This is a genomic window from Cupriavidus sp. 05T41 (assembly GCF_056396525.1).
The window spans coordinates 105414-126222 of sequence record NZ_JBFTLQ010000010.1; the positions used below are offsets into that span (position 1 = coordinate 105414).

The following is a 20809-nucleotide window of genomic DNA, read 5'->3' on the forward strand; positions in this document are numbered from 1 at the left end:
ATCATGAACACCATCATTGCAAAGCGCTTCGTTTCCGCCATCGCACTGGTCGCCGCCGCAAGCGGCGTGCAGGCGGCCTTCGCGGCGGACGCGGCCACGAATCACGGCTTTGGCCAGAGCGCGGCGGCAGCCCGCATCAGCGAACGCGACCCGTTCATCGACGGTGCCCGCACCAGCGAACGCGACCCGTTCATCGATGGTGCCCGCATCGGCCAGCGCGATGTCTTCACCGACGGTGCCCGCACGCTCGCCGGCCTGGACCGCAGCGGCCCCTCGGCCGACCCGGCCCGCGCCATCGACCCGTACCTGGACGGCGCCCGCATCGGCCAGCGCGATGTCTTCACCGATGGTGCCCGCACGCTCGCCGGCCTGGACCGCGCCGGCGTGTCGGCCGACCCGGCCCGCGCCGTCGACCCCTACCTGGACGGCGCCCGCATCGGCCAGCGCGATGTCTTCACCGATGGTGCCCGCACGCTTGCCGGCCTGGACCGCACCGGCGTGTCGGCCGACCCGGCCCGCGCCGCCGACCCCTACCTGGACGGCGCCCGTATCGGCCAGCGCGATGTCTTCACCGATGGTGCCCGCGCCGCTGCCTGAGGCCCCCGCGGGTCCCGCCTGCGCGCAACGGCACATCCACGCAATACCCACGCTGATTCTGTACCCCGGGCACGGCAGCCGTGCCCGCTTTCAAAGAATCCGAAGGCAGTTTTTTACTCTGAGGAGTCCATCATGACCCAAGTCGAAAACAAGGTCCTGTACACCGGCAAGACCCACACCACCGGCGGCCGCGACGGCAGCTCCCGCAGCACCGATGGCCACCTGGACATCAAGCTTTCGTCGCCCGGCACGACGGGCAGCGGCACCAATCCGGAGCAACTGTTTGCCGCCGGCTGGTCGGCCTGCTTCATCGGCGCGATGGGGATTGCGGCCGGCAAGCTGAAGGTCGCGCTCCCGGCCGACCTGGCCGTCGACGCCGAAGTGGACCTGGTCAACGGCGGCGACGCCTACTTCCTGCAGGCCCGCCTCAACGTCAGCCTGCCGGGACTGGAGCGCGACGTTGCGCAAGCCCTGGCGGACAGCGCGCACCAGACCTGCCCTTACTCCAAGCTCGCGCGCGGCAATATCGACGTCGTGATCAACGTGGTCTGAGCCACGCGCATCACGGCCCCGGCCCGCCCGCGCCGATCGGGCGGGCTGCCCCCTGCCTTGCAGGCCCCGCCAGACATCTCAGGCGTTTCCCCGGGCCTGGCAGCAAGCTTCTGACCGGCCGTGCCGGCCGTCACGCCTCGCTTCGCACAGCCTTGACGAGATTGTTGCGCAGCCCGACGATGTCCTTTTGCAGCTTCGTGAATCCCTGGGGCGTGAGGCCGCAGGCCTCCACCAGATTGACGTCCTGGGCCCGTTCGCGCAGGCGCCTCCCGCTTTTCGTCAGGCTGACCCGCACCTGGCGCTCGTTGGCCGCATCGCGCTTGCGCTCCACGTAGCCCACCGCTTCGAGTTTCTTGAGGATCGGCGTGAGGGTATTCGATTCGAGAAAGAGCTTCTCGCCGAGGCCGCTGACCGTCTGGTCGTCCTCCTCCGAAAGCGCGATGATCGTGACGTATTGGGTGTAGGTGAGGCCGAGTTTATCGAGGAGCGGCCTGTAGGCCTTGCCGAACGCCAGGTTCGCCGAGTAGACCGCAAAGCACAGGAAGTCGGCCAGTTTTACGTCTTCGGGATCGGCCCGTACATTCGATTTCATCTGTATCCCTCGCGTTAGCGCTGTCCGTTGAATGACACAGCATACATCGGATACGCGTTAATCGGAACCGCTATGAAAATCGGGAACGGAAACACCGGGGGTGCCTGTTCCGATGGCGTCACATCCGGGTTCACCGCTTCGGGCAGTGGATGTCCGAGGAGGCTCTGCCTGCTGACACGCTAAATATTGAAAGCCTGTTTCAGCAAGCTCTGGCCTCACTCGAAGCCGTGGAAGTTGAGGCCATCAAAGCGATCGCCCGCGAGGCGAGCGGCATCGATTACCACTTGCCGGGCCATTCCCGGTGAAGGTCGTCAATCGTGAAAGCGTGGCGATGCCTGCGTTGTCCGGTCCTCTCTCCTTCTTCCAGGTGGGCATCCAGTTCGTCGCCTTCAGGATGCTCGTGCTCCAGCATGTCGGGGTCATTGGCCGGCCATAGCCGCCATGCGCAAAGGACACCAATCAAGGAGATGCCGGCCAGCACTGCAAACGCTGCAGTCATGCCATACCCGGCGCCGATCTGGCCGGCCAGCGGATAGGCGATCAACCAGCATGCATGTGACAGGGAGAATTGCGCGGCAAACACCGCCGCTCGGTCGGGCGAGGTGGCGGATCGCCTGAGCAGGCGTCCGCCCGGCGTCTGCGTCATCGAGTAGCCAGCGCCGATCACAAACCACGTCAGAAGAAATGCCGGCCACTCGGCCGCCGGCGCAAGGCCGGTCAGCACCACGCCGAACGCAAGGCCAAGGGTCATGATGAACGCCCCGGTCAGCATTGGGGGCCGGTCCGGACGCGCATTGAGGAAGCGCGGCAGCATCAGCGCAACAAGCATCGAGCCGAAACCGAATGCCGCCAGTCCGAACGGCACGTCCGATGCCGGACGCTGCAGATTGCCCTGCACGTAGACAACCGTATTGACGATCACCATCGAACTGGCGGCTGCCGCGGCAAGGTTCAGCGCAAGCAGCCCTCGCAGGCGCGGGGTACGCAGGTAGATGGAGATCCCGCGAAAGGTCTTCGCGTAGATGCTGCCCGTACGGTCCACGGCACGGGACTGCGGCAGACGCACCGATACCACCAGTGCGGCCGAGCAAAGGAAGCCAATGACCGTGCCACCAAACAGCCAGTGAAAACTGATGACCGACAGCAATGCCGCAGCAAGCGCAGGACTCGCCAGACTCTCCATGTCGTAGGCCAGGCGCGACAACGACAGTGCACGGGTATAGTCCTTCTCCTCCGGCAGCACGTCCGGGATCGTCGCCTGGAACGTTGGCGTGAAGGCGGCGGAGGCCGATTGCAGCAGGAAGATCAGCACGTAGATCTGCCAGACCTGTGTCACGAACGGCAGCGAAATGGCCACGGCGGCACGCACGAGGTCCATCGCCACGAGAAATGCGCGGCGCGGCAGGCGGTTGGCGAAGGCGCCCACCACGGGCGCGATGCCGACATAGGCCACCATCTTGATAGCGAGCGCCGTGCCAAGGACGCTTCCAGCGTTTGCCCCGGCGAGGTCGTAGGCCAGCAGCCCAAGCGCAACGGTTGCCAGCCCCGTCCCGACCAGTGCAATCACCTGCGCCGCAAACAGGTGCCTGTACGTGCGATTTCCCAGTACTTCAAGCATGACGTCTCCGACGCTTCAAAACGCTCACTACACTTCGACCAGTGCGCTGTCGCCTGTGACGGCATGCCGTTGCCGGCCCAGGGCCACGCCGCGCCGCATGGGGCCGGCAGGACAAACAGCGTCGGCACGGTCGCCATGATGCGTCCACCAATGACGACTATCGCCAGCGGCGTCTGAACTTAAGCGCCCGTGCCTGTGACGATTGCGCATCTTTACCGGATTCCCGGAATTGTAGAGATATCTACAACATTGAAGAGGCGACTACGGCCAGCTACGCTTGGCGCATGAACCCTCTCCAATCAAGCCCCCAGGCCGCCTGGCTGCTGCTGATCGTCAGCCTGCCGACATCGGCCGCCACGCCGCGCATGCGACTGTGGCGCGGCATCAAGTCGCTCGGCGCAGCGCCGCTGCGCGACGGCGCCTATCTTCTGCCCGACCAGCCAGGATTGCGCGGCCAGCTCGAAAAGCTGGCCGGGGACGCGAAAAGCGAGGACGGCAAGGTCTGGATTCTTTCGGTCCAGACGAACGATGCGCATGAAGATGCCGAGTATCGCGCATTGTTCGACCGGTCTGCCGAGTATGCGACCTGGACGGCCGAACTCTCCGGCGCCCGTGCAACGTTGGGTGACGCGGACGAAGCGGAACTGCTGCGCCTGGTGCGCCGTCACGGCCGGGCATTCGACGCGATCCGGAATATCGATTTCTTCCACAGCGATGCGTCAGCCCGGGCGGAAGCGCAATGGCGCGACTTCAACGCGGCCGTCGACATCCTCCTGTCGCCCGGCGAACCGCACGGAGTAGCCGGCCGCATCCCGCGACGCGATCCCGCCCAGTATCAGGGAAGGCGCTGGGCGACCCGCCGGCACCTCTGGGTGGACCGAGTCGCCTGTGCCTGGTTGATCCAGCGCTTCATCGATCCCCACGCCACCTTCCTCTGGCTCGACGACGTGCGCCAATGCCCGGACGATGCGCTGGGATTCGATTTCGATGGCGCGACCTTCACCCATATCGGCGACCGCGTTTCGTTCGAGGTGTTGCTCGCCAGCTTTGGGCTCGACGAGGACAAGGGACTGGCGCGCCTTGGCCAGATGATTCACGTACTCGACATCGGCGGCACGCCCGTCGCGGAAGCGAGCGGCTTCGAGGCCATGCTGACCGGTGCCCGCGAGCGGCTGCCCGATGACGATGCCCTGCTGGGCGAGATGAGCCATGTCCTCGATTCGCTCCATGTGCACTTCTCCGGCAGCCGCAAACGCTAGGCCACTCCCCCCCAATCAAGCTCACCCCTCGAGACTAACGATGAACTCGCCCCAACCAGCCGATACCTCGTCGGCCCAGCCAACGCATAGCCGCCCCGGCTACACGCTGCGGCAACTGGTGCTCTACTTCCTGCGACTTGGCACCTTCGGCTTTGGTGGCCCGGTAGCACTGGCCGGCTACATGCACCGTGACCTGGTGGATGCGCGGCAGTGGATCACCGATGCCGACTACAAGGAAGGCATCGCGCTGGCACAACTGGCGCCAGGGCCGCTGGCGGCCCAGCTGGCGATCTATCTTGGCTATGTGCATTACCGCATCCTGGGCGCGACGCTCATCGGCATCGCCTTTGTGCTGCCATCGTTCCTGATGGTGCTGGCGCTCGGCTGGGCGTACCTGCGCTTCGGCGGGCTGACGTGGATGCAGTCGGTGTTCTACGGCGTGGGTGCAGCCGTCATCGGCATCATCGCGATCAGTGCCTACAAGCTGACCAGGAAAAGCGTGGGCAAGGACAAACTGCTGTGGTTCATCTACCTGGTCCTCGTCGCAGTGACGGTCATCACCGAGTCGGAGGTGGCCTGGCTATTTCTCGCGGCCGGCATTCTGGTCTGGTTCTGGCGTGCGCCGCCGAAATGGCTGCGTCAAGGCAAGCTGAATGCGATGGCAGCAACACCCTTCCCGGCGGCAAGCGGCCTGCTGAGTACGGTGGACTGGCCACTGCTCTCGCAGATCGGTGTGTTCTTTGCCAAGGCCGGTGCGTTCGTCTTCGGTTCAGGGCTTGCCATCGTACCGTTCCTGTACGGCGGCGTGGTGACTGAGCACCAGTGGTTGAACGACAAGCAGTTTGTCGACGCCGTGGCCGTGGCCATGATTACGCCTGGCCCGGTCGTCATCACCGTCGGCTTCATTGGCTATCTGGTCGCGGGACTGCCGGGTGCCTGCGTGGCAGCGGCGGCGACTTTCCTGCCCTGTTACCTGTTCACCATCCTGCCGGCGCCTTACTTCAAGAAGTACGGCAAGCTGCCCGCCATCCTGGCGTTCGTGGATGGCGTCACCGCAGCCGCCATCGGCGCCATCACCGGAGCGGTCATTGTGCTGGCCAGGCGCTCGATCGTCGATATTCCCACCGCGCTGCTGGCGCTGGTCACCGTTGCGCTGCTGCTTAAGTTCAAGAAGCTGCCCGAACCCATGATTGTTGCGGGTGCTGCCGTGATCGGCCTGGTGGCCTATCCGCTGCTGCATCACTGAGTCGCCAAAGGAGACACCATGACTTACCAGACGAAGCCGCTCTCATGCGATCCAACCAGGCTGCCGGGCCTGTCCGAGAAACTGATCGTCAGCCACTACGAGAACAACTACGGTGGTGCGGTAAAGCGGCTCAACGCCATTACGGCGGAGCTTGTCGCACTGGATATGGCGACCGCACCCGTGTTCTTGCTCAATGGCTTGAAGCGCGAGGAGCTGATCGCCACGAATTCGATGATCCTGCATGAGGTCTATTTCGACAGCCTTGGCGATGCCGGGCCGCCGGAAGGCAATCTGAAGGCCACCATCGAGCGCGATTTCGGCTCGTTCGCACGCTGGCAGGCCGAATTCACGGCCATGGGCAAGGCGCTTGGCGGCGGCTCGGGCTGGGTGCTGCTCACCTACTCGCCGCGCGACCATCGGCTTGTCAACCAGTGGGCGTCGGATCACGCTCATACGCTGGCCGGTGCCACGCCCATCCTGGCGCTCGATATGTATGAGCATTCCTATCACATGGACTACGGCGCCAAGGCCGCGGCCTATGTGGATGCATTCATGCAGAACATCCACTGGAAACGCGTGGCCGACCGACTGGCGGCCCTGCAGCAGTAGGCTGGATGCATCCTGCAAACCAACGGAGACTGTCACCATGCAGTGGATCACGCGGGAACGCCCCAAGATCGATCGCATCGCCTGCCCATGGCTGATCGCGCGCTTTATCGACGAGACACCGGACTTCCTGTACGTGCGGGCCGGGGACGTCGCGCGCATCGCCAGCGAAAGCGGCGCAATTCCTTATGACATCCCTGGTGTCGAACTGACGCATGTGGGCGAGCTTTGCAGCTTCGACGCATTCCTCGGCAAGTACAAGCTCGGCGGTGATCCGGCCCTGCAGCAACTGGCCGGCATCGTGCGCGGCGCGGATACATCACGGCTGGACCTCACACCGCAGTCGAGCGGCCTCTATGCCATTTCGCTGGGGCTGTCTCACGTTTTCACCGACGACCATGAAATGCTTGAACATGGCATGGTGATGTACGACGCGCTATATGCTTGGTGTCAGAGTTGCCAGGCGGAGACACATGCGTGGCCGCCGCAAATGTCCGCATGAAAAGCGCTGGGGCATCAGATGAAACGGATTTTCGCCGCGAGCTTGCGGAGTACAAGACGGGACTGAGGTGTCGGTAATGGCCACCGTCCACACCAAGCTCGCGGGGATTCTGCTTCCGCAGGGCATCGACGCACGTGTCACGCCGCTTCTCATTGGGCGAGCGCTGCGCGGATTGTGCGACGGGTTCGTCGCGGTACTCTTGCCGGCGTACCTGCTGGGGCTCGGCTTTGGCCAGCTGGCTGTCGGGCTGATCAGCAGCGCCACGCTGATCGGCTCTGCCCTCGCTACGATTCTGGTCGGGCTCGTCGGCAGCCGTTTTCCACAACGTCGCTTGCTGAAACTGGCGGCAGTGCTGATGGCGGCGACCGGGGTGGGCTTTGCCGGCCTGTCCTCGCTCTGGCCGCTGTTGATCGTCGCTTTCATCGGCACGCTGAACCCGAGTTCCGGCGATGTCAGCGTGTTCCTGCCGCTGGAGCAGGCCCGGCTGGCAGAGGCGGCGATACCCGACGCGCGCACCGCGCTATACGCCCGCTACAGCCTTGTTGGCGCCTTCTCTGCTGCCATCGGCGCCCTGGCCGCAGCCCTGCCCGGCTGGATTTCCTTGCATGCCGGCCTGTCGCTTCTGGCTGCAATGCGCCTGATGTTCGGCATCTACGCCTTGACCGGCATTGCGCTCTGGGGCCTCTATGCGCGGCTGCCCGAAAGCCCCCCGCAGTCGGTCTCGGCAACAACGCCTCTGGGCCCGTCTCGTCGCATCGTCATTCGTCTGGCGATGCTGTTCAGCGTGGACGCGTTCGCGGGCGGGCTGGTGGTCAATGCATTGCTTTCACTTTGGCTGATGCAGCGCTTCGGGATGTCTCCCGGCGCGGCAGGGCAGTTCTTCTTCTGGGCTGGAATGTTGACAACGGCCTCGCAGTTCGCCGCGGTGCCACTGGCACGGAAGGTCGGTCTTCTGAACACGATGGTGTTCACACACATTCCTTCCAGCGTCTTCCTGATCGCCGCCGCATTCGCGCCGTCACTGACGATGACCCTGCTGCTATTGCTCGCGCGCAGTGCGCTGTCGCAAATGGACGTGCCGACCCGGACGGCGTACGTGATGGCCGTGGTGACGCCAGCCGAGCGCACTGCGGCCGCGAGCCTGACTGCGGTACCGAGGAGCCTGGCTGCCGCCATCAGCCCGGTGCTTGCCGGTGGCCTGATGGCAATGGGCTGGATAGGCGCGCCGTTGCTGGCCTGCGGCGTGCTGAAGATTGGCTATGACCTCGCCATCCTGGCCGCTTTCAGGCGTGTCAGGCCACTCGATTAGCGTACATGGGCGTTGATCCGGCCCGCCTCCTTCCAACGGTGACGCTGGCGTGGAGAATGCGAATGGCAAAAGTCCCGGATGCGCAGGCGAGCGTGTAGCAATGCGTGGGGCACGGGCATCACCAGTCACATCAAAATAGCTCCGTGACGGTCACCAGAAACAAAAAAGCCCTCTAGAAAGAGGGCCTTGGCTACTTTTCTCCACTTCTGGAGATATGTATCTCAGAACGGAATATCGTCGTCCATATCCTCGAAGCCGTTCGACGGGGCTGGCTGCGGACGACGCGCGCCGCCACCCTGACCGCCACCCTGGCCGCCGCCCTGGCCACCGGAGGCCTGGCCGCCGCGGGCGCCGTAGCCACCACCACCGCCACCGCCCGATTCGCGGCCACCGCTGTAGCCGCCGCCCATGTCGTCACCGCCACCGCCGCCGCCCATGCCCTGGCGCGAGCCCAGCATCTGCATCTGTTCGGCCACGATTTCGGTGCTGTACTTTTCCGCGCCCGCCTGGTCGGTCCACTTGCGCGTGCGGATGCGGCCTTCGATATAGACCTGCGAACCTTTCTTCAGGTACTGGCCGGCGATCTCGGCCAGCTTGCCGAAGAAGGCAATGCGGTGCCACTCGGTGGCTTCCTTCATCTCGCCGCTTTGCTTGTCCTTGTAGCGGTCGGTGGTCGCCAGGCGGATGTTGGTCACGGCGTCGCCGCTGGGCATGTAGCGGGTTTCGGGGTCCGCGCCCAGATTGCCGACGAGGATGACTTTGTTGATCGATGCCATGTGAATGTTCTCCCAGGACCACGCCCTCTGCTGCAAGCGGCGTGGCGATGCCTTGACTGATGCGCAAACAAATGCGCGTAAACGAATAACGCGCCCCCGGCCATAGAGTCGGGCGCGCGGTCATGCTAGTGCCAAACAGCGGCGAAAAGCTTTACGAAGTGATGCGACAAACCCTTTCGGACCTGCCTTCCCGCTGCCGCCTGCTTCAGGCAGCGACGGCCGGCGCACTACTTTTCCGGGCCGGGGGCGACTTCATGTTCCAGGCGATTATAAGCCAGAGCAGGAGCACGACCGCGCAACCGATGAACACCGCGCTGCGACCTTCGTGCTTGAGCAGCCAGCCGCCGACGGCGCCGCCGAGAAACAGGCCCATCGCCTGCGTGGTGTTGTACACGCCCAGCGCGGCCCCGCGCGCCGCGGCGGCGTACCGCGACACCAGCGAAGGCTGCATGGCTTCGAGCACGTTGAAGGCGACGAAAAACAGCAGCAGCACGCCAACGATGCCCCACAGGCCGTGCACCGCGGCGAACAGCAGTTGCACGGCAGTCATCAGGCCGACCGAGCACAGCAGCACGGGGCGCACCTTGCCATAGCGCTCGGCCGCCATCATGGGTCCGAGCATCAGGACGAAGGAAACCAGCACCACGGGCAGGTAGACCTTCCAGTGCTGGTCCAGCGGCATGCCGGCGCTGCTGAGCATGGCCGGCACCACCATGAACATGGCGACCTGGGACGCATGCAGGGCGAGCACGCCCACGTTGAGGCGGATCAGGTCGGGGTTGAGCAGCACGGCACGGAACGGCAAGCGCACCGGGTGCGGCGGCGGCGGCGCGGGCACCAGGAACAGCGTGACCAGGATGGCGACCACGCCGAGCACCGACATCAGCGTGAAGATGCCCGGCATGCCGATGCTGTGCAGCAGCGGCGAGGCGATCACCAGCGACAGCGCGAAGGTCAGGCCGATGCTGCCGCCGACCATGGCCATGGCCTTGGTGCGGTGCTGCTCGCGGGTCAGGTCGGCGATGCAGGCGGTGATGGCCGCGGAAATCGCGCCCATGCCTTGCAGCGAGCGGCCGACGATGATGCCGGTCAGCGTGTCCGACCCGGCCGCCACCAGGCCGCCGGCGACGAACAGCAGCAGCCCCGCCACCATCACCGGCTTGCGGCCGACGCGGTCGGACAGCCAGCCCAGCGGGATATGGAGGAAGGCCTGCATCAGGCCATAGATGCCCATGGCCAGGCCCACGCGCTGGGCGTCGTGCCCGTCGGGCAGCCCGGCGGCGTATTCGGCGAACACCGGCAGGATCAGGAACAGCCCGAGCATGCGCAGTGCGAAGATGCTGGCGAGCGAGATGCTGGCCCGCAGTTCCATGCGGGTCATGCGGTCGCGACCGGCGGCCTGGGGCCTGGCGCCATCGGCCTTGGAATCGTCGGCCTTGGCCGCATCTTGGGAGGAGCTATGGATCGACGACATTGCGATCGTGGGGAATTTCCGAGACTGGTTGCCGGACCGGCCCATGCAGCACGCCGGATGCGGTGCCGCGCTGCACCCCCGGAAGCCCCCGGATGGCACCCATCGCGGGACCCTCGGAGACACCCTCGGAGGCATCGCCACACAAGGACGGGCAACCCCGGAAACCGAAGTTCGGTATATTAACAGGTTTGCTTCGCCGCGCTTTGGGCGCCGCAACGGGCGCCGCGCGGCCCGGAGCGGGCTGCCAGAGCCGTGCCTGGCATGCTTTTTTCTTGGAAATTCCGTGAGACCGGCCTGTCGACCTGACTGGCGGCCCGCCTGGCGAAGACATTCGGTATATGGAAGAAATCAGAATCCGTGGTGCCCGTACCCACAACCTGAAGAACATCAATCTCGATCTGCCCCGCAACAAGCTGATCGTGATCACCGGGCTATCCGGTTCGGGCAAGTCATCGCTGGCCTTCGACACCTTGTATGCCGAGGGGCAACGGCGCTATGTGGAGTCGCTCTCGGCCTACGCGCGCCAGTTCCTGCAGCTGATGGAAAAGCCCGACGTGGACCTGATCGAAGGCCTGTCGCCGGCGATCGCCATCGAACAGAAGGCAACCAGCCACAACCCCCGCTCCACGGTGGGCACGGTCACCGAGATCCACGACTACCTGCGCCTGCTGTTCGCGCGCGCCGGCACCCCCTACTGCCCGGACCACAACCTGCCGCTGCAGGCACAGAGCGTGTCGCAGATGGTGGATGCCGCGCTGGCGCTGCCGGAAGACACCAAGCTGATGATCCTGGCGCCGGTGGTGGCCAATCGCAAGGGCGAGCACCTCGACCTGTTCGACACCATGCAGGCGCAGGGCTTCGTGCGTTTTCGCATCCGCTCGGGCGGCGGCACCACGCACGAGGCGCCGGCCGTGGTCTATGAAGTCGACGCGCTGCCCAAGCTGAAGAAAACCGAAAAGCATTCCATCGACGTGGTGGTGGACCGCGTCAAGGTACGCGCCGACATCAAGCAGCGCCTGGCGGAATCGTTCGAGACGGCGCTGCGCCTGGCCGACGGCCGCGCCATTGCGCTGGAGATCGACAGCGCGCACGAGCACGGCTTCAGCTCCAAGTTCGCCTGCCCGATCTGTTCCTACTCGCTGCAGGAGCTGGAGCCGCGCCTGTTCTCGTTCAACAACCCGATGGGCGCCTGCCCGAGCTGCGACGGGCTGGGCCAGATCACCTTCTTCGATCCCAAGCGGGTGGTGGCGTTTCCCAACCTGTCGCTGGCCTCGGGCGCGATCAAGGGCTGGGACCGGCGCAACCAGTTCTACTTCCAGATGCTGCAGAGCCTGGCCGCCTACTACGACTTCGAGCTGGATACGGCCTTCGAGGACCTGCCCGCCGAGGTGCAGGAGGTGGTGCTGCATGGCTCGGGCGACGTCGAGATCCCGTTCACCTACATGAACGAGCGCGGCCGCACCACGGTGCGCGAGCATGCCTTCGAGGGCATCATCCCCAATCTGGAGCGGCGCTACCGCGAGACCGACTCGGTCGCGGTGCGCGAGGAACTGGCCAAGTACCAGAACAACCAGGCCTGCCCCGCCTGCCACGGCACGCGGCTGCGCACCGAGGCGCGCCACGTCAAGCTGGGCGAGAACGACCAGGCGCGCGCCATCTTCGAGATCAACGGCTGGCCGCTGCGCGATGCGCTGACGTATTTCCTCACACTGGACATGCACGGCGCCAAGCGCGAGATCGCCGACAAGATCGTCAAGGAGATCACCGCGCGCCTGAATTTCCTCAACAACGTGGGGCTGGACTACCTCTCGCTCGAGCGCAGCGCGGACACGCTCTCGGGCGGCGAGGCGCAGCGCATCCGCCTGGCCTCGCAGATCGGCTCCGGCCTGACCGGCGTGATGTACGTGCTGGACGAGCCGTCGATCGGCCTGCACCAGCGCGACAACGACCGCCTGATCGGCACGCTCAAGCACCTGCGCGACATCGGTAATTCCGTGCTGGTGGTGGAGCACGACGAGGACATGATCCGCGCCTGCGACTACGTGGTCGACATCGGCCCGGGCGCCGGCGTGCACGGCGGCATGATCGTGGCCGAGGGCACGCCGGCCCAGATCGAGCAGTCGCCCAACTCGCTTACCGGCCAGTACATGTCCGGCGCGCGCCGCATCGAGGTGCCGGCCGAGCGTGCCGCGCCCGACGAGGAAAAGCTGCTGCGCATCATCAACGCCACCGGCAACAACCTGCGCAACGTCAGCGCGGAGATCCCGGTGGGCCTGCTGACCTGCGTCACGGGAGTATCCGGCTCGGGCAAGTCGACGCTGATCAACGACACGCTGTACCACGCGGTGGCGCGCCACCTGTACGGCTCCACGGCGGAGCCGGCGGCGCACGACCGCATCGACGGGCTGGAACACTTCGACAAGGTCATCAACGTCGACCAGAGCCCGATCGGGCGCACGCCGCGCTCCAACCCCGCCACCTACACGGGCCTGTTCACGCCGATCCGCGAGCTGTTCGCCGGCGTGCCGGCGGCCAAGGAGCGCGGCTACGATCCGGGCCGCTTCTCGTTCAACGTCAAGGGCGGGCGCTGCGAGGCCTGCCAGGGCGACGGCGTGCTCAAGGTGGAGATGCACTTCCTGCCCGACGTGTACGTGCCTTGCGATGTGTGCCACGGCAAGCGCTACAACCGCGAGACGCTGGAGGTGCTCTACAAGGGCAAGAGCATCCACGAGACGCTGGACATGACGGTGGAGCAGGCGCACGAGTTCTTCAACGCAGTGCCGGTGGTACGGCGCAAGCTCAAGACACTGCTCGACGTGGGCCTGGGCTACATCCGCCTGGGGCAGTCCGCCACCACGCTGTCGGGCGGCGAGGCGCAGCGCGTGAAACTCTCGCTGGAGCTGTCCAAGCGCGACACCGGGCGCACGCTCTACATCCTGGACGAGCCCACCACGGGCCTGCATTTCCACGACATCGAGCTGCTCCTCAAGGTCATCCACAAGCTGCGCGACCAGGGCAATACGGTGGTGATCATCGAGCACAACCTGGACGTGATCAAGACCGCGGACTGGCTGCTCGACATGGGCCCCGAGGGCGGCGCCGGCGGCGGCCAGGTGATCGCCAAGGGTACGCCGGAAACCGTGGCCGGCAGCCGCGCCAGCTTTACCGGCAAGTACCTCGCGCCGCTGCTCGCGCGCTGAGCGCGCATCGGCCTGGCCGGCGCGCCGCCGTGCGCGCCCCCGCGGCGGTGGCGCCTTGCATTCGACACCGCGCGGCCTACCATGGACTGCGGAAGATCCCGATTCGCTCGGGTCGATGCAGGAGCATGGCCATGGAACTCAGCGTAGTACCGGTCTCCAAGCCGGAGGCGACCAACTTCATCTTCGGCCAGTCGCACTTCATCAAGACCGTCGACGACATCCACGAGGCGCTGGTCGGCGCGGTGCCGGGCATCCGCTTCGGGCTGGCCTTCTGCGAAGCCTCGGGCAAGCGCCTGGTGCGCTGGTCCGGCAACGACGACGGGCTGATCGACCTGGCCTGCAGCAACGCCATGGCGATCGGCGCCGGGCACAGCTTCCTGCTGTTCCTGGGCGACGGCTTCTATCCCGTCAATGTGCTGGGCGCGGTGCGCGCGGTGCCCGAGGTCTGCAGGATCTACTGCGCCACGGCCAATTCCGTCGAGGTGGTGATCGCGCAGACCGCGCAAGGCCGCGCGGTACTGGGCGTGGTGGACGGCGAGCCGCCGCTCGGGCTGGAAACCGACGCCGACATCGCCTGGCGGCGCGACCTGTTGCGCCAGATCGGCTACAAGCTCTGACATCCCGCGCCCGCCGGGCGCGGGCCGCGCCTCAGTGCGCCTGGGCGGACGGCACTGCCCGCACCGGCGGCTCGCCGTCGTCCTCCTTCATGCGGCTGCGGTTGAGCACGCCCGCCTCTTCCAGCACCGGGTAGGCCGTGGCGCAGAACAGCGAGTTCAGGCGCTTGAGGTCACTGATCACGTCGAGGTGCAGCGAGCTGGTCTCGATGCTCTCCGCGGTCTGCACGGCGATGCGCTGCAGGTGGGTGCGCGCGTACTGGCGCTCCAGGTCGCGGAAGGTGGCCTTCTCGGCCATCAGTTGCTGCGCGCTCCTGAGGTCGCCGGAGAGGAAGACCGACAAGCCCAGGCGCAGGTTCGCCACCACGCGCGCATGCATCTGCGCGATTTCCTGCATGCCTGCCTCCGAGAAGGCCAGGTTGTGGGCGATCTTCTTGTCGCGCGCATCCAGCAGGATGCGCTCGATGATGTCGCCGGCATGCTCGAGGTTGATGGTGAGCGAGATGATTTCGGTCCAGCGCCGGCCGTCGCGCTCGTCGAGGGCCTCCAGGCTGATCTGGGTCAGGTAGAGCTTGATGGCGGTGTAGAGGTCGTCCACCTCGTCGTCGATGCGGCAGGTGGCGGCGGCCAGCTTGGCATCGTTGTTGCGCAGCACCCGCAGCATGTTGTCGAGCATCTGCTCGATGCGGTCGCCGATGCGCAGCACTTCGCGCGCGGCGTTGGACAGCGCCAGCGCGGGCGTGGACAGCGCGGCCAGGTCCAGGTGGCGCGGCGTGACCTGGCTGTCGCCGGTATTGCGGCCCGGCAGCACCGCCTCGCACAGGCGCGCCAGCGGGCCGGTGGCGCCCAGCAGCAACACCGCCAGCGCCACGTTGAACAGCAGGTGGAAGTTCACCACCAGCCGCTGCGGGTCGGCATCGAACAGCGCGAGCAGGCTCTCGGCCTGCCCCAGCAGGGGCAGCGCGACCACGCAGCCAAGCAGGCGCGACAGCAGGTTGCCCAGCGTGACGCGCTTGCCGGGCTGGTTGTTGCCCGAGGTGGTGAGTAGCGCCGAGATCCCGGAGCCGAGGTTGGCGCCCAGCACCAGGGCCAGCGCCACGTGCAGCGAAACCACGCCGGCCGAGGCCAGCGCGCCGCAGAACAGCACCACTGCCAGGCTCGAGTAGCACAGGATGGTGAGGAAGGCGCCGATCAGCATGTCGAGCGTCGGATCGCCCGTCAGCGTGCCGAACAGCACCTTGACGCCGGCTGCCTGCACCACCGGGCGCGTGGCGATGGAGATCAGCTCGAGCGCCAGCGTGATCAGCCCCAGGCCGATCAGCACGCGGCCGACGTGGCCGGGCTTGTTGCCCTTCCAGGACAGGTGCAGGATCACCCCGACGAAGATCAGCAGCGGCGACAGCCACGACAGGTCCAGCGAGAACACCTGCACCATGATCGCGGTGCCCACGTTGGCGCCCAGCATGATGGCCAGCGCCGGTGCCACGGCAATCAGGCCCTGGCCGACAAAGGAACTGACGATCACCGCGGTGGCATTGCTGCTCTGCACCAGGCCGGTCACGCCGAGCCCGGCGGCAAAGGCCGAGAGGCGGTTGGAGATACTGGAGGAAAGCACGTGGCGCAGGTTGGCGCCGTACACGCGCAAGATGCCCACCTTGACGATGTTGGTGCCCCAAACCAGCAGCGCCACGCCGGAAAGCAAATGAAGTAAAACGCCCATGGTCCACCCTTCTGTGACCGGTGCCGCCGTTGCGATGGCAGGTGCCGGAGCCCGGCATGAAGGCTGAGGCAAATGCCGGCCGCAAGTTGCCGCCCGGTCATCGTATCGTTGTTGTCAATGGGGCATTATGCGCCCGCATGCATGTGCGGGCAACGCCATGGGGATGGCGCGTGGAACTGCGCAACAGTGCCGGCAGTCCGGGCGGCAGCGGGGCCGCGCGGACACCGGGCGTCCGGGCTGTTCGGGCGTCCGGATGCCCGGGCGTCCGGGCCTATAGCGCGACCTTGATGCCGAGCACCACGAAGATCGCGCCGGCAACGCGGTCAAGCCAGCGGCCGGCGCGCGGACGGTGCTTGAGCCAGTCGCCCAGCACACCCGCGAACAGCCCGAACAGCGAGAACACCACCGCCGTCTGCAGCATGAAGACCACGCCCAGCACCAGCATCTGCCAGCCCGGGTGGGCGGCATCGGCGCGCACGAACTGCGGCAGGAACACCAGGAAGAACAGCGTCACCTTGGGGTTCATCAGGTTGGCCAGCACGCTCTGGCGGAACACCGTGGACAGCGGCACCTCCGGCGTGTCGGCGGCCTTGCCCAGCGCCCCGCGCGAGCGCAGCGCCTGGATGCCGATCCAGATCAGGTAGGCGGCCCCCGCGAACTTGATGCACTGGAAGGCCAGCGGCGAGGAACGCAGCACGGCCGCCAGCCCCACGGCTGCCACCACGGTGTGGAAGAGACAACCGAAAGCAAAGCCCAGCGCCGCCGCCACGCCGGCGCGGCGCCCCTGCGCCATGCCGCGCGCCAGCACTTGCAGGTTGTCGGGCCCGGGAGCCAGGGTGATGGCCACCGAGGTGACGAGGAACAGCATGAGATCCGGCATGGAACAGGCTCCGGTGGTCTATCCAGGTGAGCGCGCGGCGCGCCTCAATGGCCGTCGAAGCGGCACACCGTGAACAGCGGCAGCCCGCTGTCGAGCAGATGGCGCGAACCGCCCAGCTCCGGCAGGTCGACGATGGCGGCGCCCTCCACCACCGTGGCGCCCAGGCGCTCGAGCAGCTTGCGCCCGGCCATCATGGTGCCGCCGGTGGCGATCAGGTCGTCGATCAGCAGCACGCGGTCGCCGGCCTTGCAGGCGTCGGCGTGGATCTCGACGGTGGCGCTGCCGTATTCCAGCTCGTATTCCTCGGACACGGTCTGGAAGGGCAGCTTGCCCTTCTTGCGGATCGGCACGAAGCCGAGGTTGAGCTCGTAGGCCACGATGGCGCCGAGAATGAAGCCGCGCGCGTCGATGCCGGCGACCAGGTCCAGGCGGGCGTCCATATAGCGGTGGACGAAGACGTCGATCAGCACGCGCAGGGTCTTGGGATCCTGCAGCAGAGGCGTGATATCGCGGAACATCACGCCGGGCTGCGGCCAGTCGGGCACGGTGCGGATGCGCTCGCGCAGGTAGTCGGTGACGTGGCCGAGGGCGGACGACTGGATAGTGGTATTGGGCATGGGAACTCGTTCTGACAGCCTGCCGCCGTGGCAGGCCGGATGCGGTAATGGGCTACCACCCGGGCTGCCGCGAACGGCAACACAATGGGCTGGTACCAGGGGGGCCGGGCGCGCAGGCTTGCGCGCCGTTCCGCCGGGCACCCGTAACCATACAGGAGACCGCGATGGCAAAAAAGATCTTGATGCTGGTTGGCGACTACGCCGAGGACTACGAAACCATGGTGCCTTTCCAGGCACTCCAGATGGTGGGCCATACGGTCCATGCGGTCTGCCCGGACAAGAAGGCCGGCGCCAGCTGCGCGACCGCCATCCACGATTTCGAGGGCGACCAGACCTATAGCGAGAAGCGCGGCCACAACTTCACGCTGAACGCGACCTTCGCCGAGGTCGACCCCGTCGCCTACGATGCGCTGGTCATCCCGGGCGGGCGCGCGCCGGAGTATCTGCGCCTGAACGACCGTGTGCTGGAGATCGTGCGCCACTTCGCCAGCGCCAACAAGCCGATCGCCGCGGTCTGCCACGGCGCCCAGCTGCTGGCCGCGGCCGGCGTGCTGGAGGGCCGCACCTGCTCGGCCTACCCGGCCTGCGCGCCCGAGGTGCGCCTGGCTGGCGGCAAATACGCCGACATCCCCGTGGACCAGGCCCACACCGACGGCAACCTGGTGACCGCGCCCGCATGGCCTGCGCATCCGGCCTGGCTGGCGCAGTTCCTTGCGGTGCTGGGCACCCGGATCGTACAGTAGAGGCTGCCGAAACGCGGCCCGCCCTTTGCGCCGGGCCGCGCCGAACCGGAGTCCCCCATGTGCGAAATCTTTATCCGGGCCAACCCGGAGTCGTACCTCTGCCAGTCGCGCTCGCTGCGCCTGCACGGCGTGGCCACCAGCATCCGGCTGGAAAGCCTGTTCTGGGAAGTCCTGGAAACGCTGGCCGGGCGCGACGGCATGAGCGTGGGCCAGCTCATCACGCGGCTGCACGACGAACTGGCCGCCTACCGCGGCGAGGCGGCGAATTTCACCTCCTTCCTGCGCGTGTGCTGCCTGCGGTACCTGATGCTGCAGGCAGAGGGCCGCATCCCGGCCGATCCGAGCATCCCGATCCGCTCGCTCGACGCGCGCTCCGTGCTCGAAGGCCTGCCGCCGTCATGGGCCGACAGCGTGGAAGGATCGAAAACCGCCAGCCGCGTGGCGGCATAGCGCCACAGCCGTGCCTTGCCGGGCGCTTGCGGGGCGTGCTTGCAGGCCGTCCTTGCGGGCCGTGCGCCCTTCAGCCCGTCAGCATGCGTTTTTCCGCCGCCTCCAGCGCCTCCGGCTGCCCGCGCAACACCACCACGTCGCCCGGCTCCAGCACGGTTTCCGGCTGGGGGTCGAAGGCGCGGATACCGCGCCGGCGCACTGCCGTCACCTCCACCCCGATGCGTTCCAGCCCCAGCGCGCCGAGGCTGCGCCCGAGCGCAGTGGCGTCGGGGCCGAGCGAGACCGAATGCAGGCGCACCGAGTCGCGCTCGACCATATCCTCTTCGTCGTCGCGCCCGTGAAAGTATCCGCGCAGCAGGCTGTAGCGCGCGTCGCGCGCCTGCTGCACGCCGCGCACCACGCGGCGCATCGGCACGCCGAGCAGCACCAGCGCGTGCGAGGCCAGCATCAGGCTGCCTTCGATGATCTCCGGCACCACCTCGGTGGCGCCGGCCTTCTGCAGGATGTCGAGTTCCGAGTCGTCCACGGTGCGCACGATCACCGGCAGGGCCGGCGCGAGCTCCTGCACGTGGTGCAGCACCTTGAGGGCGGAAGGTGTGTTGGCGTAAGTGATGATCATGGCGGCGGCCCGGTGCAGCCCGGCGGCGATCAGCGCCTCGCGCCGGCCGGCGTCGCCGTACACCACGGTGTCGCCGGCGCCCGCGGCCTCGCGTACGCGGTCGGGGTCCAGATCGAGCGCGACATAGGTGATGCCCTCGCGCTCGAGCATGTGGGCGAGGTTCTGCCCGCTGCGGCCGAAGCCGCAGATGATGGCGTGCTTTTCCGTCTGCAGGCTCTGCGCGGCGATGCGCGTCATGTTGAGCGACTGCATGAGCCATTCATTGGCGGCGAAGCGCAGCACGATGGCATCGCTGTACTGGATCAGGAAGGGCGCGGCCAGCATCGAGAGCAGCATCGAGGCCAGGATGACCTGGATCAGCACCGGATCGACCAGGTTCAGCCCGTCGATCTGGTTGAGCAGCACGAAGCCGAACTCGCCCGCCTGCGCCAGGCCCAGGCCGGTGCGGATCGCCACGCCCTGGCGCGAGCCGAACGCGCGTGCCAGGCCGGAGATCAGCAGCAGCTTGAAGAGGATCGGCACCGCCAGCAGCCCCAGCACCAGCCACAGGTGGTCCAGCACCACGTGGATATTGAGCAACATGCCGATGGTGACGAAGAACAGCCCGAGCAGTACGTCGCGGAAGGGCTTGATGTCTTCTTCCACCTGGTGGCGGTAGGGCGTCTCGGAGATCAGCATGCCGGCCATGAAGGCGCCCAGCGCCATCGACAGCCCGAGCCGCTCGGTCAGCGCCGCCATGCCGAGCGTGACCAGGAGCAGGTTGAGCATGAACAGTTCCTGCGAGCGGCGCGCGGCCACCACGTGGAACCAACGGCTCATCACTTTCTGCCCGACGAAGAAGATCAGGCTCAGGGCCACCGCGATCTTCAGCGTGGCCAGCGCCAGCGCCATGGCCATGTCGCCGGGATCGCGCGACAGCGCGGGGATCACGATCAGCAGCGGCACCACCGCCAGATCCTGGAACAGCAGGATGCTGATGATGTTGCGCCCGTGCTCGCTTTCCAGCTCCAGGCGCTCCGAGAGCATCTTGGACACGATTGCGGTGGACGACATCGCCAGCGCCCCGCCGAGCGCCACCGAAGCCTGCCAGGTCATCGGGAACGCCCAGTTGAACAGCCAGCTCGCCGGCACCACCACGAGCATCGACAGCACCACCTGCGAGCCGCCCAGCCCGAACACCTGGCGCTTCATGGCCTTGAGCTTGCTCAGGCTGAACTCCAGCCCGATCGAGAACATCAGGAAGACCACGCCGAATTCGGCCAGGTACTTGGTCTGCGCGGTATCGCTGGCCAGGCCTAGCGCGTGAGGACCGATCAGGATGCCGACCGCCAGGTATCCCAGCATCGGCGGCAGCTGCAGCATGCGGAATGCGACCACGCCGAACACGGCGGCGGCCAGCAACACGAGAGTCAGGTCCAGCGGAGAGTGCATCGAC

General features: G+C 66.5%; 20 protein-coding genes. 12 read left to right on the forward strand and 8 right to left on the reverse strand.

Annotated features, from left to right (window positions below; translation table 11 throughout):
* Positions 1 to 3 precede the first annotated feature (3 nt).
* Both AC1DKV_RS08415 and AC1DKV_RS08420 read left to right on the forward strand, forming a co-directional pair.
* Complete coding sequence (locus AC1DKV_RS08415) at positions 4 to 597, forward strand: copper resistance protein CopQ (protein ID WP_441613687.1); 594 nt, start codon at positions 4 to 6, stop codon at positions 595 to 597.
* 132 nt (positions 598 to 729) lie between these two features.
* Entirely contained in the window at positions 730 to 1149 is a 420-nt protein-coding gene (locus AC1DKV_RS08420; protein ID WP_441613688.1) for an organic hydroperoxide resistance protein, read from the forward strand.
* A 130-nt stretch (positions 1150 to 1279) separates the two neighbouring features.
* Here the strand turns inward: AC1DKV_RS08420 and AC1DKV_RS08425 are convergent, their stop codons facing one another.
* A complete protein-coding gene (locus AC1DKV_RS08425; RefSeq protein WP_441613689.1) occupies positions 1280 to 1741 on the reverse strand; it encodes a MarR family winged helix-turn-helix transcriptional regulator in 462 nt (153 codons plus the stop codon).
* Positions 1742 to 1890: 149 nt separating this feature from the next.
* Here AC1DKV_RS08425 and AC1DKV_RS08430 point away from each other — a divergent pair, with 149 nt between their 5' ends.
* Positions 1891 to 2046, forward strand: coding sequence for a hypothetical protein (locus AC1DKV_RS08430; protein ID WP_441613690.1), 156 nt, complete (start codon positions 1891 to 1893; stop codon positions 2044 to 2046).
* On the opposite strand, the gene AC1DKV_RS08435 is transcribed toward AC1DKV_RS08430, so the two are convergent.
* Positions 2019 to 3359 (reverse strand): MFS transporter, encoded by a 1341-nt coding sequence (locus AC1DKV_RS08435; protein ID WP_441613691.1) that lies wholly within the window; start codon positions 3357 to 3359, stop codon positions 2019 to 2021. The genes AC1DKV_RS08430 and AC1DKV_RS08435 overlap by 28 nt on opposite strands.
* A 284-nt stretch (positions 3360 to 3643) precedes the next feature.
* Between AC1DKV_RS08435 and AC1DKV_RS08440 the strand changes: the two genes are divergently transcribed.
* The 5 genes from AC1DKV_RS08440 to AC1DKV_RS08460 all read left to right on the forward strand — a co-directional run bounded on the left by AC1DKV_RS08440 (position 3644) and on the right by AC1DKV_RS08460 (position 8281).
* Entirely contained in the window at positions 3644 to 4618 is a 975-nt protein-coding gene (locus AC1DKV_RS08440) for a chromate resistance protein ChrB domain-containing protein (RefSeq protein ID WP_441613692.1), read from the forward strand.
* A gap of 40 nt (positions 4619 to 4658) precedes the next feature.
* Entirely contained in the window at positions 4659 to 5864 is a 1206-nt protein-coding gene (locus AC1DKV_RS08445; RefSeq protein WP_441613693.1) for a chromate transporter, read from the forward strand.
* Between the two features lie 18 nt (positions 5865 to 5882).
* Positions 5883 to 6473, forward strand: a complete 591-nt coding sequence (locus tag AC1DKV_RS08450) for a superoxide dismutase (RefSeq protein WP_441613694.1) — start codon at positions 5883 to 5885, stop codon at positions 6471 to 6473.
* 37 nt (positions 6474 to 6510) lie between these two features.
* Positions 6511 to 6972: a chromate resistance protein ChrB domain-containing protein gene (locus AC1DKV_RS08455; protein ID WP_441613695.1), complete on the forward strand. Its 462-nt coding sequence runs from the start codon at positions 6511 to 6513 to the stop codon at positions 6970 to 6972.
* 76 nt (positions 6973 to 7048) lie between these two features.
* Positions 7049 to 8281 (forward strand): MFS transporter, encoded by a 1233-nt coding sequence (locus tag AC1DKV_RS08460; protein WP_441613696.1) that lies wholly within the window; start codon positions 7049 to 7051, stop codon positions 8279 to 8281.
* Between the two features lie 221 nt (positions 8282 to 8502).
* Here the strand turns inward: AC1DKV_RS08460 and AC1DKV_RS08465 are convergent, their stop codons facing one another.
* The gene (locus tag AC1DKV_RS08465) at positions 8503 to 9057 is read right to left on the reverse strand and encodes a single-stranded DNA-binding protein (RefSeq protein ID WP_441613697.1); all 555 of its coding nucleotides are present in this window, start codon (positions 9055 to 9057) and stop codon (positions 8503 to 8505) included.
* 205 nt (positions 9058 to 9262) lie between these two features.
* Entirely contained in the window at positions 9263 to 10531 is a 1269-nt protein-coding gene (locus AC1DKV_RS08470) for an MFS transporter (protein WP_441613698.1), read from the reverse strand.
* A 338-nt stretch (positions 10532 to 10869) separates the two neighbouring features.
* Between AC1DKV_RS08470 and uvrA the strand changes: the two genes are divergently transcribed.
* Both uvrA and AC1DKV_RS08480 read left to right on the forward strand, forming a co-directional pair.
* A complete protein-coding gene (uvrA, locus tag AC1DKV_RS08475; protein ID WP_441613699.1) occupies positions 10870 to 13731 on the forward strand; it encodes an excinuclease ABC subunit UvrA in 2862 nt (953 codons plus the stop codon).
* A gap of 131 nt (positions 13732 to 13862) precedes the next feature.
* Positions 13863 to 14348, forward strand: coding sequence for an adenosine-specific kinase (locus AC1DKV_RS08480; RefSeq protein WP_441613700.1), 486 nt, complete (start codon positions 13863 to 13865; stop codon positions 14346 to 14348).
* 31 nt (positions 14349 to 14379) lie between these two features.
* Here the strand turns inward: AC1DKV_RS08480 and AC1DKV_RS08485 are convergent, their stop codons facing one another.
* From AC1DKV_RS08485 to AC1DKV_RS08495, 3 genes are all read right to left on the reverse strand, one after another.
* Positions 14380 to 16065, reverse strand: coding sequence for a Na/Pi cotransporter family protein (locus AC1DKV_RS08485; RefSeq protein ID WP_441613701.1), 1686 nt, complete (start codon positions 16063 to 16065; stop codon positions 14380 to 14382).
* A 271-nt stretch (positions 16066 to 16336) separates the two neighbouring features.
* Complete coding sequence (locus AC1DKV_RS08490) at positions 16337 to 16945, reverse strand: LysE family translocator (protein ID WP_441613702.1); 609 nt, start codon at positions 16943 to 16945, stop codon at positions 16337 to 16339.
* A gap of 44 nt (positions 16946 to 16989) precedes the next feature.
* Positions 16990 to 17562, reverse strand: coding sequence for an adenine phosphoribosyltransferase (locus AC1DKV_RS08495; protein ID WP_441613703.1), 573 nt, complete (start codon positions 17560 to 17562; stop codon positions 16990 to 16992).
* A 164-nt stretch (positions 17563 to 17726) separates the two neighbouring features.
* Between AC1DKV_RS08495 and AC1DKV_RS08500 the strand changes: the two genes are divergently transcribed.
* Both AC1DKV_RS08500 and AC1DKV_RS08505 read left to right on the forward strand, forming a co-directional pair.
* Positions 17727 to 18305 carry a DJ-1/PfpI family protein gene (locus AC1DKV_RS08500; RefSeq protein WP_441613704.1) on the forward strand — a complete coding sequence of 193 codons (579 nt, stop codon included), beginning with the start codon at positions 17727 to 17729 and terminating at the stop codon, positions 18303 to 18305.
* Positions 18306 to 18362: 57 nt separating this feature from the next.
* Complete coding sequence (locus tag AC1DKV_RS08505) at positions 18363 to 18755, forward strand: ribbon-helix-helix domain-containing protein (RefSeq protein ID WP_441613705.1); 393 nt, start codon at positions 18363 to 18365, stop codon at positions 18753 to 18755.
* A gap of 70 nt (positions 18756 to 18825) precedes the next feature.
* On the opposite strand, the gene AC1DKV_RS08510 is transcribed toward AC1DKV_RS08505, so the two are convergent.
* On the reverse strand, positions 18826 to 20805 hold the full coding sequence (locus AC1DKV_RS08510; RefSeq protein WP_441613706.1) for a monovalent cation:proton antiporter family protein: 1980 nt from the start codon (positions 20803 to 20805) through the stop codon (positions 18826 to 18828).
* Between the last annotated feature and the right edge of the window lie 4 nt (positions 20806 to 20809).

Excerpts from the sequence above, each read along its gene's own strand:
- AC1DKV_RS08415 (WP_441613687.1), top strand. The coding sequence starts at position 4 with ATGAACACCATCATTGCAAAGCGCTTCGTTTCCGCCATCGCACTGGTC.
- AC1DKV_RS08420 (WP_441613688.1), top strand. The coding sequence starts at position 730 with ATGACCCAAGTCGAAAACAAGGTCCTGTACACCGGCAAGACCCACACC.
- AC1DKV_RS08425 (WP_441613689.1), bottom strand. The coding sequence starts at position 1,741 with ATGAAATCGAATGTACGGGCCGATCCCGAAGACGTAAAACTGGCCGAC.
- AC1DKV_RS08430 (WP_441613690.1), top strand. The coding sequence starts at position 1,891 with ATGTCCGAGGAGGCTCTGCCTGCTGACACGCTAAATATTGAAAGCCTG.
- AC1DKV_RS08435 (WP_441613691.1), bottom strand. The coding sequence starts at position 3,359 with ATGCTTGAAGTACTGGGAAATCGCACGTACAGGCACCTGTTTGCGGCG.
- AC1DKV_RS08440 (WP_441613692.1), top strand. The coding sequence starts at position 3,644 with ATGAACCCTCTCCAATCAAGCCCCCAGGCCGCCTGGCTGCTGCTGATC.
- AC1DKV_RS08445 (WP_441613693.1), top strand. The coding sequence starts at position 4,659 with ATGAACTCGCCCCAACCAGCCGATACCTCGTCGGCCCAGCCAACGCAT.
- AC1DKV_RS08450 (WP_441613694.1), top strand. The coding sequence starts at position 5,883 with ATGACTTACCAGACGAAGCCGCTCTCATGCGATCCAACCAGGCTGCCG.
- AC1DKV_RS08455 (WP_441613695.1), top strand. The coding sequence starts at position 6,511 with ATGCAGTGGATCACGCGGGAACGCCCCAAGATCGATCGCATCGCCTGC.
- AC1DKV_RS08460 (WP_441613696.1), top strand. The coding sequence starts at position 7,049 with ATGGCCACCGTCCACACCAAGCTCGCGGGGATTCTGCTTCCGCAGGGC.
- AC1DKV_RS08465 (WP_441613697.1), bottom strand. The coding sequence starts at position 9,057 with ATGGCATCGATCAACAAAGTCATCCTCGTCGGCAATCTGGGCGCGGAC.
- AC1DKV_RS08470 (WP_441613698.1), bottom strand. The coding sequence starts at position 10,531 with ATGTCGTCGATCCATAGCTCCTCCCAAGATGCGGCCAAGGCCGACGAT.
- uvrA (WP_441613699.1), top strand. The coding sequence starts at position 10,870 with ATGGAAGAAATCAGAATCCGTGGTGCCCGTACCCACAACCTGAAGAAC.
- AC1DKV_RS08480 (WP_441613700.1), top strand. The coding sequence starts at position 13,863 with ATGGAACTCAGCGTAGTACCGGTCTCCAAGCCGGAGGCGACCAACTTC.
- AC1DKV_RS08485 (WP_441613701.1), bottom strand. The coding sequence starts at position 16,065 with ATGGGCGTTTTACTTCATTTGCTTTCCGGCGTGGCGCTGCTGGTTTGG.
- AC1DKV_RS08490 (WP_441613702.1), bottom strand. The coding sequence starts at position 16,945 with ATGCCGGATCTCATGCTGTTCCTCGTCACCTCGGTGGCCATCACCCTG.
- AC1DKV_RS08495 (WP_441613703.1), bottom strand. The coding sequence starts at position 17,562 with ATGCCCAATACCACTATCCAGTCGTCCGCCCTCGGCCACGTCACCGAC.
- AC1DKV_RS08500 (WP_441613704.1), top strand. The coding sequence starts at position 17,727 with ATGGCAAAAAAGATCTTGATGCTGGTTGGCGACTACGCCGAGGACTAC.
- AC1DKV_RS08505 (WP_441613705.1), top strand. The coding sequence starts at position 18,363 with ATGTGCGAAATCTTTATCCGGGCCAACCCGGAGTCGTACCTCTGCCAG.
- AC1DKV_RS08510 (WP_441613706.1), bottom strand. The coding sequence starts at position 20,805 with ATGCACTCTCCGCTGGACCTGACTCTCGTGTTGCTGGCCGCCGCCGTG.